The sequence below is a fragment of the Streptomyces sp. MBT65 genome (genome assembly GCF_016612545.1).
In the GTDB taxonomy this organism is placed as follows: Bacteria; Actinomycetota; Actinomycetes; order Streptomycetales; family Streptomycetaceae; genus Streptomyces.
In genome coordinates, this window is sequence record NZ_JAENRY010000101.1 from 1 (window position 1) to 15,120 (window position 15,120).

The following is a 15,120-nucleotide window of genomic DNA, read 5'->3' on the forward strand; positions in this document are numbered from 1 at the left end:
GCTGCTCCACCCCGCGCCGTTGTGATTGCAACTATACGCCATCCGCGGGGTCCGAAGTCACCAGGGTTTCAGTCGGCGGTGTTCCCGGCGTGCGTGAGGGTCTCCCAGGAGACGAAGAGGTCGTCGCTGCCGGCCGGCCTGGTCTGCTCGGCGAGCCTGTGCGCGGCGGGCACCTTCTCGCCGAGCCGGCCCTCCAGGTGGTTGAGGGCGACCTCCAGGTCGGGCCCCATGTTCCGGTCGACCTTGCCGCCGCACAGCCAGGCGGGCGCGGGCTCGCCGAGCTGGTAGCGGGCGTGCAGGTCGAGGGCCGCCCTGAGCCGGTCCTTGACCCCGTCGTAGAGGTCGACGCCCTGGTGCCAGGCGGTCTCGGCGATGTGCGCGGAGGCCGCGAGCGAGTACCCGACGTGCTTGAAGTTGCGGCAGGTCTCCTGGGCGACGCCGTCCTTGAAGGTGGTCTGCTTGAACCAGTACGTCGTCAGCTTCTGCGGGGTGCTGAGCTTCGACCCGACCGGGGCGAGCGGCACCTTGCCGTCCTTGGCCAGGTAGAAGTAGGCGGGCACGCGGTCGCGGAAGCGTTTGACGGCGGCGTCGAAGGCCTTGTGGTCGTCGAGGAAGACGGCGATGCCGATCGCCGCGTCGGTCATCGCGAGGTCCCAGTTGCCGTTGTAGTCGGGAAGGTTCTTGGTGACCTCGGGCTCGTAGGCGGTACGCAGCATCGTCCCGAACCGCTCGACCCGGTCCGCCGGCCACCCGGCCCCCGGCGCGTACCGCACGATCTCCGCCGCCCGCGCCCAGGTCGAACCGGCCCACGCGGTCTGGAGCCCGGCGTCGTCGGAAGTGTGCTCCTTCAGCTTCGCCGACCAGTCGTCCATGATCTCCCGCGCCTTGAGCGCGTGGTGCTGCTTGCCGGTGATGCTGAAGAGCAGGGCCTGCGTGTACGCCGCGATCGCGTCCTCGCGCTCCTCGACACAGCCGTGCGCGGCCTTGCCGTTCCAGGGGCAGTCGACGTCCGCGACCGGCTTCGCCGTGTACTTGTACGACCCGTACTTGCTGTCCCGCATCCCGAAGTACGCCTTCAGCCAGGGCTGCTTCCCTGCGGTCACGTTCTTCCGTACGGCGTCCAACTGCCCCTTGCTGACCAGGACTCCGGGGTGCGTGAACGCCGCGTCGGCGGGCAGGGCCCGTGCCATGGTCCGGGTACCGGTGTCCGCCGCCCCGCACGAGGCGAGAAGTCCTACGACCACGGTCGCGCCCAGCACCGCCACTGCCCGCATGTGTCCTACCTCCGCGTTGTCCCTACCGGGTCATTCGCAGCGTGGCCCTTCGGGGATGGACCCGCAGGATTTACTGGGCCGATTGGTCGTGCTGGGCGGTGTTGGTGTGGACGTCTGGGGGCTGCCGCCCCCAGGCCCCCGCTTCGGCCCCGAAAGGGCCTCGTCCTCAAACGCCGGACGGGCTGATTATGTGGGCCTGTGCTGAAAAGGTGCCGGACGGGCTGATTGTGCGGGTGTGAGCTGAGAAGGTGCTGGACAGGCTGGATGTCGCCGGCCCGTGTTGGAGAGGCGTCGGGCGGGCTGGATGGGCGGGCCCGTGCTGAAGCGGCGCCGGACGGAGTGATTTCGAGCGCCCGTGCCGAAAGGCACCGGACGGGCTGATTTTGCTCGTCCCTGCCGAAAGGCACCGCACGGGCTGATCTACTCGCCCGTGCCGAAAGGCGCCGCACGCACTGACTTTGCTCACCCGTGCCGAACGGCACCGCACGCACTGACTTTGCTCACCTGTGTCGCAAGGTGCCGCGCGGGCCGATCTGCTTACCCCAGCAGATGTCCGTTCGGCGTCTTCGCTCGCTTCTCGTGCTCCGGGAGTACGACCACGGAGACGCCCTGCGCGGCCAGCGCCCCGCTGCCGTCCGCGCCCGCCACGAACGTGTCGGGCTCGCGCCAGGCCGTCACCACCCTCCGCACACCCGCGTCGAGGATCAGGCGGGCGCAGGGCTCGGGGCGGGAGGCGCGGTGGGTGCAGGGTTCGAGGCTGGTGTAGACCGTGGCGGTGGGGAGACGGGGGTCCGCGGGGTCGAGCTTGGCCAGGGCCGCCTCCTCCGCGTGGACCACCGGGTCGCCGGCCTCGCGGGAGTGGCCCCGGGCGAGTTCCGTGCCGTCCGCGGCCACGACCACCGCGCCGACGCTGAACGCGGTCTCCGAGGGCGGGCAGTCCGCGGCCAGGTCGCAGGCGAGGGCGAGCCAGTGGTGGTCGGCCGCGGCGGGGAGGTCTCCGGTGCCGGGGGCGGTGGGTGCGTAGCGGATGAGGACGACGTCCTCGATGGGGCGGGTCTCGAGGAGGCGGAGGCGGCCTGCCTGGTAGGTGCCCGGGCCGAAGAGGCGGGGGGCGTCCGGGGTGCCCACGAAGAGCGGGGACACGACGAGTTGGAGTTCGTCGGCCAGGCCCTGCTGGAGCAGTTGGGTGTGGATCGTGCCGCCGCCCTCGACCATCAGGCGGTCGACTCCCCTGGCGGAGTGGAGGTGTTCGAGCAGCCGGCGCCAGTCGAGTTCGGGGCCCGGGGCGAACACGTCGGCGGCGATGCCGAGTTGGCGGACTCGCTCCGCGCCCTTGTCCGTCGTACAGACGAGTTTGTCGCCGCCCGTGTGCCAGAAGTTGGCGCTCGGGTCGAGGTCGCCGGAGCCGCTGACCGTGACCTTGAGGGGGTATTCGGGCTTGCCTTCGGCGATGCGGGCCGCGCGCCGCTCCGGGGAGTTCACGAGCAGGCGGGGGTTGTCCGCGCGGATCGTGCCGGCGCCGATGAGGATCGCGTCCACGGACGCCCGGACCTCGTCGACCCGGTCGAAGTCGTCCGGGCTGGAGAGGAGCAGCCGGTCGGGGCCGGTGTCGTCGAGGTAGCCGTCGAGGGAGACGGCGGCGGACAGCAGGACGTACGGGAAGGACATCGACGCGCTCTCTCTGGGAGGCGGGCGGGGCTCGGTAAGGAGATGGAGCTCGGTAAAGAGGCGGGGCTTGGTTCAAGTTTGAAACAAACCTACACTGGGGGCATGACGACTCGCTGGCTCACCGCCGAGGAGCAGCGCGCCTGGCGCGCGTACATCGCCGCGACGCACCTCCTGGAGGACGCGATCGACCGGCAGCTCCAGCAGGAGGCCGGCATGCCCCACCTGTACTACTCCATCCTCGCCAACCTCTCCGACGTACCGGACCGCCGGCTGCGGATGACCGACCTCGCCGAGAAGTCGAAGATCACCCGGAGCCGGCTGACGTACGCGGTGACCCGGCTGGAGAAGGACGGTCTCGTACGGCGTGAGGGGTGCCCGTCGGACAAGCGGGGCAGCACCGCGATCCTGACCGACGCGGGGATGGACGTCCTGGAGCGTACGGCGCCGGGCCATGTCGAGACCGTCCGCGCGGCGATCTTCGACCATCTCACCCCGGAACAGGTGGGCCAGCTGGAGGAGATCAGCACCCAGATCGGGCGGGCGCTGGAGACACCGGAGGACGTTCCGTGGCGCCGCCGCTCCACACCGTCGTGTTCGTGAGCCGGCCTCGCGGCCCGGCTTCGTGATCTCTCTTCGTGACCCGTCCCACAAATCTGTTGCTTCAAATTTCAAGCATGAGGTAGTGTCCGTGATCGTGGATGTGCTTCAAAACTGAAGCACATCTCGATATCTGCCGCCCGACCACGGAGACCCGCATGCCCGACTTCCCCGCCGCCACCCCGCGTGCCCGCGTCCGGGTACCGCTGCGCTTCCAGGACGGCTACGGCGTCGACGCCGAACTCGTCACCTTCCACGGCCTGACCGACGGCCAGGAACATCTCGCGGTCGTCCTCGGCGACCCGGCCCCCGGCACCACCCCGCTGGTGCGGCTGCACTCGGAGTGCCTGACCGGCGATGTGTTCGGTTCCGCCCGCTGCGACTGCGGACCCCAGTTGCGCGAGGCCGTCGAGCGCATAGCCGACCGCGGCGGTGTCCTGCTCTATCTGCGCCAGGAGGGCCGGGGCATCGGCCTCTACAACAAGCTCGACGCGTACGCCCTCCAGGACCAGGGCCTCGACACCTACGCGGCGAACACCGCGCTGGGCCTGCCCGAGGACGCCCGCGACTACACGGCCGCCGCGCAGATGCTCCAGGCCCTGGGCATCACGTCCCTGGACCTGCTCTCCAACAACCCCGACAAGGCGGACCAGTTGAGGGGGCTCGGCATCGACGTGCACGACCGGGTGCCGACCGGTGTCTTCACCACGCCGCACAACGTCCGGTATCTACGCGCGAAGGTCCTCCAGACCCACCACACCCTGCCGCTGGGCCAGTTGACGGAACTGCACGCGGGCTGAGGGGCTCGGTGGCGCGGTCGATGGTGTAGCGGGCTACACCATCCATTCGGGAGAGCACTCCCTCGTGCCGGAGAGCGGCCGACGGAAGGCTTGAGACCACGATCACGCACGTGATCCGGATCTCGACCGACCGCCGACGTGGAGGCCTTCCCCAGCCATGGCTACTCTCCTCTATCACTTGGGCCGCGTGGCCTTCCGGTGGCGCTGGTTCGTCACCCTCCTGTGGGTGGCGGTCCTCGGCGCCGTCGGATTCGCCGCCACCAAGGCCCCCGCCACCCCCGACGACGGCTTCACCATGCCCGGCATCGAGTCGCAGAAGGCCTTCGACCTGCTGGAGCAGCGCTTCCCCGGCACCGCGGCGGACGGGGCGAACGCCCGGATCGTCTTCGTCGCCCCGAACGGCGAGAAGGTCACCGCGACCGAGAACCGGGCGGCGATCGAGAAGCTGGTCGCGGAGGCGGCCGACGGTTCCCAGGTCGCCTCCACCGTCGACCCGTTCGCCGCGAAGGCGGTGAGCAAGGACGCGACGACGGCGTACTCCACCGTCACCTTCAAGGTGAAGGCCGACGACCTCACCGACACCGCCAAGACCCATCTGGAACGGGCCATCGACACGGCCCAGAAGGCGGGACTGACCGTCGAGGTCGGCGGTGACGCGCTCGCCACCCAGCCCGCCGCCGGCGGCAGCGCCGAGGCGATCGGCATCGCGATAGCGGCCCTGGTCCTCCTGATCACCTTCGGTTCGCTGGCCGCGGCCGGTCTGCCGCTGCTCACCGCGATCCTCGGTGTCGGCATCAGCATGTCCGCGATCCTCGCCCTGGGCAGCGCTTTCGGCCTCTCCGAGACCACCGGCACGCTGGCCACGATGCTCGGCCTCGCCTGCGGCATCGACTACGCGCTCTTCGTCGTGTCCCGCTACCGCGAGGAACGCGCGAAGGGTCACGCACCGAGGGAGGCGGCCGGGCTCGCGGCCGGTACGGCGGGTTCGGCGGTGGTGTTCGCCGGTCTGACCGTTGTCATCGCGCTGGCCGGTCTGTCGGTGGTCGGCATCCCGATGCTGACGAAGATGGGGCTGGCGGCGGCCGGCGCGGTCCTCCTGTCGGTCCTGATCTCCCTCACCCTCGTCCCGGCGCTCCTGGGCTTCTGGCCGAACAAGGTCCTGTCGCGCGGGATCCGCAAGGGCACCCGGCGGGGCAGGAAGAGCGACCAGGACAACGGCGGCAGCCGCTGGGCCCGGCTCGTCGTGCGCCGCCCGATCCCCGTCCTGCTGCTCGGCGTCGTGGGCCTCGGCGCGATGGCCCTCCCCGCCCTGAACCTCCAGCTCGGCATGCCCGGCGACGAGGCCAAGTCCACCTCCACCACCGAACGCCGGGCCTACGACGACCTCGCGAAGGGCTTCGGCCCCGGCTTCAACGGCCCCCTGACCATCGTCGTGGACGCCAAGGGAGCCACCGACGCGAAGAGCGCCGTGGCGACCGTCTCGAAGGAGATCGCGGCCACCGACGGAGTGGTCTCCGTCTCGCCCGCCCGCTTCAACTCGGCAGGCGACACAGCGGTGTTCTCCGCGACGCCGTCCACCAGCCCCACCGACGAGAAGACCAAGCAGCTCGTCCAGACGATCCGCGACGAACGGCCGGGCATCGAGTCGAAGGCTTCCGGCGCCGACTTCGAGGTCACCGGCACCACCGCGCTGAACATCGACGTGGCACAGAAGGTCCAGGACGCGCTGATCCCGTATCTGGCCCTGGTGGTGGGCCTGGCGATCGTCCTGCTCCTGCTGGTCTTCCGCTCGCTCCTGGTCCCGCTGAAGGCGGCCCTCGGCTTCCTGCTCTCGGTCCTCGCGGCGCTCGGCGCGGTGGTCGCGGTCTTCCAACAGGGCCACGGGGCCTCGCTGTTGGGCGTGGACCAGACCGGGCCGATCATGAGCCTGATGCCGATCTTCCTGGTGGGCATCGTCTTCGGCCTCGCCATGGACTACGAGGTGTTCCTGGTCTCCCGGATGCGTGAGGCGTACGTCCACGGGGACGGGCCCGGTCAGGCGATCGTCTCCGGGTTCCGGCACAGCGCCCGGGTGGTCGTGGCCGCCGCGCTGATCATGATGGCGGTGTTCTCGGGCTTCATCGGCGCGGGCGCCTCGATGATCAAGATGATCGGCTTCGGGCTGGCCATCGCGGTCCTGTTCGACGCGTTCGTGGTCCGGATGGCGATCGTGCCGGCCATCCTCTCCCTGCTCGGCGACAAGGCCTGGTACCTGCCGCGTTGGCTCGACCGCGTGCTGCCCCGGATGGACGTCGAGGGCGAGGCCCTGAGCCGCAAGGTCCCGGCACCGGTGACCGACCCGCCGCCCGTCCACCTCACCCCGGTCCCCTAGGGACCCCGCAGACCGGGGCCGCCGAGAGCGGAAGCGGCCTCGCGGCGCCCGGATCCCGTGGGGACGGGGACCCGGCGCAAGTCCCGGGCCCGGCGACGGGGCACTCCCCCCGCCCGTCGCCGGGCCCGCGGACGTCCACATCTCACCGAGTCACCAACTCGCCCACCAGAGAGGGCACTTCGCGATGAAAACCTCCATGCAGGCCGGGGTGGCCGGGCTCCTCGCCTGCGGCACGCTGCTCACCGTGGTCCTCACCACCCGCGACGGCGGCGACAGCCACACCGGTGTCACCTACACCTCCGCGTCGAAGGGCCCGTACGTGGCGCTCGGTGACTCCTACACCGCCGGCCCCGGCATCACCGACCCGACCGGCACCCCGGCCGGCTGCGACCGCTCCGCGGGCAACTACCCGTCCCTGGTCGCCACCGAACTCGGCCTCAAGGCAAGCGACTTCCACGACGCGAGCTGCAGCGGCGCCACGACCACGGACCTCACGACAGCCCAGGAAACGGACGACGGCACCAATCCACCCCAGCTCAGGGCGATCTCGTCCACCACCCGCCTGATCACCATCGGCATCGGCGGCAACGACATCGGCTTCAGCTCGATGATCAAACGGTGTGTCGCGATGGGCGCGCTGTACCAACTGACCGGCAGCGGCAAGTACTTCGCCGAGGACGCGCCCTGCGAGCGCAACTACGTCAAGGGCGACTCCGACGCGGTGACGAAGAAGATCGCCACGGCGGGCGCCCGCCTCACCCGGGTCCTGCACGAGGTCGAACGCCGCGCCCCCGAGGCCCGCGTCTACGTCGTCTCGTACCCGGCGATCCTCCCGTCCGACAGCGCCGACTGCGGCCGGGACATGTCCCTCGCCCCCGGCGACGTGACCTTCCTCCGCGAGAAGGAACAACAACTCAACACCATGCTCCGCCAACGGAGTTCGGAGGCCGGGGCCGCCTACGTCGACACATACACCCCTTCCGCCGCCCACAACGCCTGCACGGCGAAGACCACCCGCTGGATAGAACCGCTCGTCCCGGACAGCCCGGCGGCGCCGGTGCATCCGAACGCGCGGGGGGAGCGGGGGATGGCGGACGCGGTGCTGCACGGCATCAGGTCGGCGCTGTAGGGAGCGGCTGCGAGGCGACGTTGGACGGAGGCGGCAGCCCCAGTACGACAACACGTCGTCGTACGTCACGTACTTCGTGACCACGAAAATCTGCCCGACCTGCTGGTCGCCGTTCTTGCCGATGGATCGCTCACGGCCGGACCTGCATGCTGACGCCATGGACTCACTGAGCGACACGCTGACCGCCAACCCTTACCCAGGCCGCGGAGTGCTGTGGTGCAAAACCGGCGACGGCTCCATGCTCGGCGCCTACTTCCTCACCGGCCGAAGCCCCGCGTCCCAGGCGCGCACCCTGCACCGCACCCCCGCCGGCGAACTGATTGTCGCCCCCTCCGACAGCCGGGACCACGACCACCTCCGGCACTACGTCGCCGCTCGTCAGAGCCAGGACTGGCTGGTCTTCGGCAACGGCGAGCAGGTCTCCACCGTGGCCGACCGGCTCGCCTCGGGGCGGCCCCCGGCCCTCGCCCTGGACGGCCTGGACTACGAACCCGACCCACCGATCTTCACTCCCCGCCTGACCGTGATCACGGACAACCACAAGACGGGCCGGGCCTGGTTCGGCGCCGCGCGGCGGAGCAGCGGGAAGCGCACGGCCACCGACCGGCTCACCCTGCACATCAGCGACCCGGCTCCCGGCGAGGGCGTCCTCATGACGACCTACCGCTCCGATGGGCAACAGATCGCCACCGGCGCCCCGTTCACGGAGATCCACACCGGCGCGCACACACCCGAGGACCTCATGGAAGTGGTGTGGTCGGCGCTACCGGCCCAACTCCGCGTCGCCGCCGCTGTCTTCGCACCCAGAGGGCTCGCGAGCGCGGACATCCGAAGCTGAAAGAACAAACGGCGGCAACCCTCGCCTCACACGAGAACGACGCACCCACGCCGCCCCAACGCGGCCAGCAGCGCCCCGGAAAGCTCACAGTCGTTCCACCGCAGGTCCAGTTTCTCCAGAGAGGGCATCGTCGAGACCCATTCCGGCAGGGCCGTGAGGTGATTGCTTCGCAGGTCGAGGTGGCGTAGCAGGGGCAAGTCGGCCAGCGCGGGCGGGAGTTCGGTGAGGGCGTTCTCCCGTAGGTCCAGGTGGCGTAGTTCGTGGAGGTCGGCCATGGACGACGGCAGGGAGTCGATCTCGTTGGCCCGGAGCCAGAGTTCGCGCAGGTTGTGGAGTTCGCCGATGCTGTCGGGCAGGGTGGGCAACTGGTTGTGCTGGGACCGGAGTTCGATCAGACCGGCCATGTGGCCGATGGTCTCGGGCAGGGCGGTGAGTGCGTTCTCGCCGACGTTGAGATAGCGCAGCCCGGTCAACTTCCCCAAGGTGTCCGGGAGTTCGGTCAGCGCGTTGTCGTGCAGGTAGAGGAAGGCGTCGAGGTCGGTCAGGTCGCCCAGTTCGTCGGGCAGGGTGGTGAGGCGGTTGTGACCGAGGTCCAGGGTGGTCAGGCGGTGTAGTCGTCCGACCTCGGGCGGTAGGTCGGTGAGTCCGTTGTCCGCGAGGATCAGGATCTGGAGTTCGGTTCGGTGCCAGACCGACTCGGGGATTTTTCCGAGCTGTTGGCGCCACAGGTTCAGCGTGTGCGGCATGGTTCACTTCCTCGTGGGGTGCCTGGCGGCCGCCAACAGCCTTATCACCTCTACGAGTTGACGCCGTACGCCTGCGTCCGTGATGAGCCCGTCCGTGCCGAGCATCCCCTGGTCCACCGGGATCCGCGCACAGGCCGACTCCACGATGTCGGCGCCGGTGTAGCCGAGAACGGTCCGCAGCGTGGCCTCCGCGCCCGAGCCCCGGCCCGGTGCGGCCGCGTTGACCCAGGCCACCGGCTTGTCACCGATCTCGGTGCCGCCGACCGTCCAGTCCAACAGGTTCTTGAACGAACCCGGCAGGGTGCCCGCGTACTCCGGGGTGCAGATCAGGATGCCGGCGGACCGGTCGATCGCCGCCCGCAGCTCGGCCACGGGCGCCGGCAACGGGTCCGTGTCGTCATCGGGGTTGAAGTGCGGAAGCTCGGCGAGACCGTCGTACAGTACGGCGTTCGTCCGAGCGTCCCCTGCCACGTCGTAGGCGGTGCGCAGTACGGCCTCGTTGGAGGAACCGGCCCGGAGGCTGCCGGACAGCAGCAGGATCACTGGTGGCGTGGGCATTCGGTCAACCTACGCCCAGCCGTGCAAGGACACCTGTGTCCCGCTCCCGTTGAGGTGGTTGCGGTGGTGGAGGTAGCGGTCGAGGGCCTGGGCATTGCCCTTTACGAAGTTCTCAGGAACCGCGTCCACATCGACCCACCGCACCTGCGCGTGCTTGAGGGGCTCGCGGTTCTCGGGTTCGCCGGTCCACTCGTCGGTGACGAAGACGACCGTGAGGTAGCCGCTCGGCGCCTGGACCCCGAGGGCGGCGTGGATGACATGAACGACCTCCAGCGACTCCGCCGCCACGACGAGACCGGTCTCCTCGTACAACTCCCTTACGGCGGTGGCGGTGACAGGCTCGCCGGGTTCGTTCTTGCCGACGGGGAGATCCCACATCCCACGCCCGAACTTGGCGTGCTCGCCACGCTGGATGAGGACCACACGGCCTGCGGCCCGGTCGTGGACGATGACGGCGGCGACTATCAAGGTCATGGAGAGCAACGGTAGTTGACCACGAGGAACGCGGTGCGCGCCGTTGAGGGTTCCGGAGGTCCGGTCGTCGGTCCTGCCGTGTCGAACGCCACTGGGATCAGCAGGAGGAGGAGAAGAAAAGAAGAAGAATCTACAGGTGTCAACGCTGCCTCGATACGGGGGAGTTCAGAGAGTCGGGCAGGGGCGCCGGGGCCAGCAGATCCTCGATGAGGGCTTCGACCGGCTCCGGTGTCGGCAGGATGCGGTCCTCCCACCAGGACAGGCCCAGCACGGTGGCGAGGAGGACGAAGGGGGTCGAGGCCGGAAGGATCAGGGCGTACATGTGTGCCGCCTGCGGTGGTGTGCGTGCGAGGCGGCGGGCAGTGGGAGGGTGCCCGCCCGGGGCGCATCGGTACCGAGCCGGGGTCCGGTGGCGACGGCGGTGCGGGAGCGGCCCGTGGTGGCGGGACGGGTTCCGGCACTGATGCGCGAGGTGCGCCCCCGAGGGGGCGCGAGAGGTGATCGACGCTGCCGGGGGCTCGGGCCGTAGCACGCACGCTAGCCCCTCGTCGCACTCCCGCGACAGGCGTCAAGTGGCCATTCGTCCCGGGGGGACAGACCGTTACACGGGCCGCTGTCCGCGGCCCCTGGGCAGGGCTACGCTGGTGGAACAGGCCCCGGCCCCCGGCAGTGTCGCGTTGTTCCGCCCCGGGAGGGCCCGCCGTGTTCGTTCTGCTTCTCATCCTGATCGTGGCCCTGTTCGGTCTCGGCTTCCTCCAACCCCTTTGGTGGGTGGCCGCGGCCGTGTTGGTCTTCGCCGCCACCCGGCACGACCGCGGTGGTGGCGGCTGGATCCGTCGTGACGGTTCCGATCTCGGGGAGTACCGGGACTACGAGAATCGCCGGGATCGGCAGGACCGCTGGGACCGCCGCTACAGCCGTCGGCACCGGGCCCGTTGGAGGCGCGAGGACCGCAGGGACCGTGAACGGCGTGGGTGAGCGATGAACCGGCCCGACATGCAGAGGCTCCGGGACGGCTTTCGCCACACCGGACGCGCGGACGCCGTGGAGGAGCGGGACCCGGCGGCCCAGGATGTCGTGGCGCTGCGGGCCGAGATCGATCAGCTCCGTCGCGTGCTGGCAGGCCGGACGGTCGTGGACCAGGCGTGCGGCATGGTGATGGTCCTGGCCCCGTGTCGCCGTGGGCCGGCCAGGAGCCTGCTGGTGGACGTCGCGCGCCAGTGCAACGCCCAACTCCCGGACGTGGCGGCCGCGGTGGTCGCCGCCTGGGAGGGTGAGCCGCTCTCGCGGCTGATGCGGCGTGCGCTGCGGCACGCACTGCGGCGGCTCTACGCGGAAGACCGAGGGTGCGACGCACCGACCGCCGGCTGAGCCGACCGTGGCGACGCCACGGACCGGACCGCTCATAGGCACGACGACGGCGTCGTGCCGGAGGGCCTCGGTGCTCGAACTGCCCTACGGTCAGGTGCTGTCGGACGCCGCGGGTTGCCTGCTGATCGGCATCGGCGCGGTACTCGGCGTCGGGCGGCCGTGCGGCGCTTCCGCGGGCCGGCGGGCGGAGTCGTAGCACTGGGCCGAAGGCGTGGATGTGACGTCGGGCGGTCAGACCGCCAGGCCGGGGAGGGGTTCGGAGCCGTCGATGAAGGCGCGGGCCACGTCGGACAGACGGCGGTTGTGGGCGCGGGCGTAGCCGCGCAGGGTGGTGAAGGCCCGTTCCATGTCGACGTTCTGGCGTTCGGCGAGTTTTCCCTTGGCCTGTTCGATCAGGATGCGGCTGTTCAGCGCGTTCTGGAGCTGTTCGTTGAGGACGGTGCTGCGCTGGGCCGAGCGTTGTTGCAGCAGGCTGATGGTGGCGACGTCGGCCAGGGCCTGGGCGACGGGCGTACCGACCGGGTCGAAGGAACCGGGGGTGGCGCGGAAGAGGTTCAGGGCGCCGACCGTCTCGTCCCGCAGCCGCATCGGCAGCGCCTGGACGGCGCCGAATCCACTGCGGTGGGCCGCGGTGGCGAACCGCGGCCAGCGGGCGACCTCCCGGGTCAGGTCGGGGACGATCACCTGTGTCCCGGTGCGGAAGGCCTCCAGACAAGGGCCTTCGTCGCTCTGGAGCTGGAAGAGTTCCAGCAGCCGGACCTGTTCGTCGGAGGCGGCCATGACACGCAGTTTGCCGTCGTGGTCGGCGAGCAGTACGCCGGCGGCGCTCGCGTCCAGCATGCTCACGCAGCGGTCGGTGAGCAGCCGCAGGAAGTCGATGAGATCGAAGTCGGCGACCAGGTTGTCGGCCAGCTCGACGAAGGTCTTGGCCAGGAGTTGCTGATTCATCGTGGGCACCCTCGGTCGAGACTAGTCCCGCCGGGAAGGGGCGGGAAGCACAGCACGTTCGTCGGTCGGAACCGATGGGTCAGGTGCCGTCGTCGGTACGTCTCGGTTCGTCGTACGGCGAGAAGCGGAGCCGGTGGGCCACCACGTCGGCGGCCACGTCGGCGAGCCGGCGTCCCCGCGTGTAGGAGTAGGCGCGGAGCCGGACGAAGGCCTCGTCGATGCCGACACCGAGCTGGACGGTGAGGATGCCGGTGGCCTGGTCGATCTCCGCCCGGTATCCGCCCAGGTCTTCGAAGCCCCGGTCCAGCAGTGGTCCGTCGACCGGTGCGCCCGTCTCCTCGATCCGTGCGTCGAGCAAGAGCAGCGTGGCGAGATCGGCGAACGCCAGCGCGTCGGCCAACTGCTCCGCGTCCAGCACGGTGGGGACGTCGGCGTACAGGTCCAGGACCCCCGGGCTGATCGCCCCCATCTGCAGCGGGAGGGCGAACACCGCGCGTGCCCCGGCCTCCAGGGCCGCGTCCGCGAACACGGACCAGCGGTCCTGAAGCCGACCGGTGAGCAGGTCGGGCGTCAGGACGGCCGAGCCGTGGACGAAGGCGTCCACGCAGGGCCCCTCACCGAGGGTGAGCTGGAGCTCCTCCAACTGTTCGCTGATGGCGTCGGTGCTGCACAGCGGATGGCTCGCGGTGGTCATGGACATCGCCGATATACCGGCCCCGCCGACCGGCAGCGCGGCCACGGCGGCGGTGCACACGTCGACCACGCCGACGCGGGCACCGCGGTGGGCGGCCTGCTCGGCGACCAGCACCTGGATGCGGACCGAGCGGCCGTCGGACCTCACGTGGGCCACCGGCTCCAGGCGTCGTGGGCCAGGCCCCCCAGCCGCGCCGAGGTTCGTTCCCCGACCGGGAACACCAGCGCACGGAACATGGCCGGACCCGCCGGCCGCCACACTTCCCCGACGTCCAGCCAGCCCCAGGAGCGGAGCGAGGCGAGGGTCGGGTGATCGTCGGGATCCACCAAGGTGGCGCCGAGAGCGGCCCGACGGTCGCTCAGCAGCCGTTCCTGCAACCGGCGGCCCACACCGTGGTCCTGCGGACGGATCAGGGTGTCGGTGATGGCGAAGACGCCGCCGGACGCGGTGAGTTGCTCGAGGCTCTGCGGGAGTGGTCCGTCGAACCCGAGCCACCAGAAGCCGTCTCCGGGCACCGGGAACCCGAAGGCGCATCCGACCAGGTGGTCCGTCTCCGCGATCACCATGGCGAAGCCCGGCCTGCGGATGTCACCGGTGAGCCGGTTCAGGAAGTCCTGGCGGCCGCGGCCGCGGTGCCTCTCGGCGGCGGACGCCTCGTAGTGGTCGACGTAGAGATCCGCCAGCTCCCCGCCCAGGCCCTGTGCCAGCCAGTGGTTCACACGGCGCAACCGCACCGCGTCCATGGTGGACAACTCGCTTGTACGGGGCTTGTGTTGCCGCCGCTGCTCCGGTTGGGCCGTCATCGCGCATCGCCCGGGCCGGCCGTCACCAGCGGGCTACGTCGGTGCGGTGGGAGTTGGACGGCTGGGGCCGGGACGTCCCCGGGGGGAGGTGACTGCTGCCCGACCGGACGGCCGAGGAGCAGGAGTCCGGAGCCGGTGAGGTCGAGGATCCGCTCCAGTGTCGGTGGCGGGTGGTGCAGTTGCAGGATGCCGCCGGCCTCGGTGGTCTTCTGCGTGGCGTAGAGGAAGGCGTTGAGGCCGCTGCAGTCGCAGAAGGTCACGGGGGTGAGGTCGACGTCGACGATGCGGATGCCGTCGCTCAGGCACTGCGCCAGGGCCGCGCGCATCAGCGGTGCGGTTTCTAGGTCGATCTCGCCGGTCAGGGTGATCAGTGCCCGGTTGCGTCGGTCATGACGGTAGACGGTGAGCTGGGGGAAGGGCATGACGCCTCGGTTCAGGGACCATCCGGCAGCGAGGTGGGGACGCCGGGATTCCCGGCCCCTCCGGCGCGCTGTCGGCAGGGGCGTACGTTCGGCGGAGGCGGAGCGAGGGCCGGTCCGAGGGCCTGTACGACAGGACGGCGGATCCACCCGGTTCCCTCCAGGGATGCTCCGGGTGACGGACGAAGAATCCGCTCCCCGCAGCCATCAGTGTCGAGCAACGACAAGCCGCCGGGGTCTGGGACGCCTGGACAACAGCATAGTCCTCGACCGGGCACGGCAGACGGCCCGGAGCCACTCTCATTTCAGGATGCGGACAGTGTTGACGGGCCGGTGGCGCGTGCATGTCCGGTGTTCTGCGCGGTAGTTGGGGGAACGGCACGCGTGTGGCGGCCGACGGCCACTCAGGTACGGCAGTCGGCCGACCGCC

At 70.2% G+C, this 15,120-nt stretch carries 18 protein-coding genes; 8 read left to right on the top strand and 10 right to left on the bottom strand.

Annotation, left to right across the window (positions count from 1 at the left end; genetic code table 11):
* Positions 1–68 precede the first annotated feature (68 nt).
* Positions 69–1,274: an alginate lyase family protein gene (locus tag JHN63_RS23220; RefSeq protein WP_200683465.1), complete on the bottom strand. Its 1,206-nt coding sequence runs from the start codon at positions 1,272–1,274 to the stop codon at positions 69–71.
* Between the two features lie 537 nt (positions 1,275–1,811).
* Positions 1,812–2,942 carry a dihydrofolate reductase family protein gene (locus tag JHN63_RS23225; protein ID WP_200683466.1) on the bottom strand — a complete coding sequence of 377 codons (1,131 nt, stop codon included), beginning with the start codon at positions 2,940–2,942 and terminating at the stop codon, positions 1,812–1,814.
* A gap of 102 nt (positions 2,943–3,044) precedes the next feature.
* On the opposite strand from JHN63_RS23225, the gene JHN63_RS23230 reads away from it, so the two are divergent.
* From JHN63_RS23230 to JHN63_RS23250, 5 genes are all read left to right on the top strand, one after another.
* Positions 3,045–3,542, top strand: coding sequence for a MarR family winged helix-turn-helix transcriptional regulator (locus JHN63_RS23230; protein WP_200683469.1), 498 nt, complete (start codon positions 3,045–3,047; stop codon positions 3,540–3,542).
* Between the two features lie 155 nt (positions 3,543–3,697).
* Complete coding sequence (ribA, locus tag JHN63_RS23235; RefSeq protein ID WP_200683472.1) at positions 3,698–4,339, top strand: GTP cyclohydrolase II; 642 nt, start codon at positions 3,698–3,700, stop codon at positions 4,337–4,339.
* A gap of 157 nt (positions 4,340–4,496) precedes the next feature.
* The gene (locus tag JHN63_RS23240) at positions 4,497–6,710 is read left to right on the top strand and encodes an MMPL family transporter (protein ID WP_200683474.1); all 2,214 of its coding nucleotides are present in this window, start codon (positions 4,497–4,499) and stop codon (positions 6,708–6,710) included.
* A gap of 184 nt (positions 6,711–6,894) precedes the next feature.
* Entirely contained in the window at positions 6,895–7,839 is a 945-nt protein-coding gene (locus tag JHN63_RS23245) for an SGNH/GDSL hydrolase family protein (protein ID WP_234477573.1), read from the top strand.
* A 157-nt stretch (positions 7,840–7,996) separates the two neighbouring features.
* Entirely contained in the window at positions 7,997–8,677 is a 681-nt protein-coding gene (locus JHN63_RS23250) for an IMP cyclohydrolase (protein WP_200683476.1), read from the top strand.
* Between the two features lie 26 nt (positions 8,678–8,703).
* On the opposite strand, the gene JHN63_RS23255 is transcribed toward JHN63_RS23250, so the two are convergent.
* From JHN63_RS23255 to JHN63_RS23270, 4 genes are all read right to left on the bottom strand, one after another.
* Positions 8,704–9,423, bottom strand: coding sequence for a leucine-rich repeat domain-containing protein (locus JHN63_RS23255; RefSeq protein ID WP_200683478.1), 720 nt, complete (start codon positions 9,421–9,423; stop codon positions 8,704–8,706).
* 3 nt (positions 9,424–9,426) lie between these two features.
* Positions 9,427–9,981, bottom strand: coding sequence for an NADPH-dependent FMN reductase (locus JHN63_RS23260; protein WP_200683480.1), 555 nt, complete (start codon positions 9,979–9,981; stop codon positions 9,427–9,429).
* Between the two features lie 9 nt (positions 9,982–9,990).
* The gene (locus JHN63_RS23265) at positions 9,991–10,455 is read right to left on the bottom strand and encodes an NUDIX domain-containing protein (RefSeq protein ID WP_200683482.1); all 465 of its coding nucleotides are present in this window, start codon (positions 10,453–10,455) and stop codon (positions 9,991–9,993) included.
* Between the two features lie 139 nt (positions 10,456–10,594).
* Positions 10,595–10,777 carry a hypothetical protein gene (locus JHN63_RS23270; protein WP_200683547.1) on the bottom strand — a complete coding sequence of 61 codons (183 nt, stop codon included), beginning with the start codon at positions 10,775–10,777 and terminating at the stop codon, positions 10,595–10,597.
* A 380-nt stretch (positions 10,778–11,157) separates the two neighbouring features.
* Between JHN63_RS23270 and JHN63_RS23275 the strand changes: the two genes are divergently transcribed.
* The 3 genes from JHN63_RS23275 to JHN63_RS23285 are packed head-to-tail and all read left to right on the top strand — an operon-like array spanning position 11,158 to position 12,022.
* The gene (locus JHN63_RS23275; RefSeq protein ID WP_200683485.1) at positions 11,158–11,433 is read left to right on the top strand and encodes a hypothetical protein; all 276 of its coding nucleotides are present in this window, start codon (positions 11,158–11,160) and stop codon (positions 11,431–11,433) included.
* A gap of 18 nt (positions 11,434–11,451) precedes the next feature.
* Positions 11,452–11,826, top strand: a complete 375-nt coding sequence (locus JHN63_RS23280) for an ANTAR domain-containing protein (RefSeq protein WP_200683487.1) — start codon at positions 11,452–11,454, stop codon at positions 11,824–11,826.
* A 7-nt stretch (positions 11,827–11,833) separates the two neighbouring features.
* Positions 11,834–12,022 (top strand): hypothetical protein, encoded by a 189-nt coding sequence (locus JHN63_RS23285; protein WP_200683489.1) that lies wholly within the window; start codon positions 11,834–11,836, stop codon positions 12,020–12,022.
* Positions 12,023–12,057: 35 nt separating this feature from the next.
* Here JHN63_RS23285 and JHN63_RS23290 read toward each other — a convergent pair whose 3' ends face one another.
* From JHN63_RS23290 to JHN63_RS23305, 4 genes are all read right to left on the bottom strand, one after another.
* Positions 12,058–12,774, bottom strand: a complete 717-nt coding sequence (locus JHN63_RS23290) for a GAF and ANTAR domain-containing protein (protein ID WP_200683491.1) — start codon at positions 12,772–12,774, stop codon at positions 12,058–12,060.
* A gap of 79 nt (positions 12,775–12,853) precedes the next feature.
* Positions 12,854–13,615, bottom strand: a complete 762-nt coding sequence (locus JHN63_RS23295) for an ANTAR domain-containing protein (protein WP_307781961.1) — start codon at positions 13,613–13,615, stop codon at positions 12,854–12,856.
* The gene (locus JHN63_RS23300) at positions 13,612–14,271 is read right to left on the bottom strand and encodes a hypothetical protein (RefSeq protein WP_234477574.1); all 660 of its coding nucleotides are present in this window, start codon (positions 14,269–14,271) and stop codon (positions 13,612–13,614) included. The genes JHN63_RS23295 and JHN63_RS23300 overlap by 4 nt, the downstream gene beginning before the upstream one ends.
* Positions 14,268–14,693, bottom strand: coding sequence for an STAS domain-containing protein (locus JHN63_RS23305; RefSeq protein WP_200683495.1), 426 nt, complete (start codon positions 14,691–14,693; stop codon positions 14,268–14,270). Before JHN63_RS23305 ends, JHN63_RS23300 begins: the two co-directional genes overlap by 4 nt.
* Positions 14,694–15,120 lie beyond the last annotated feature (427 nt).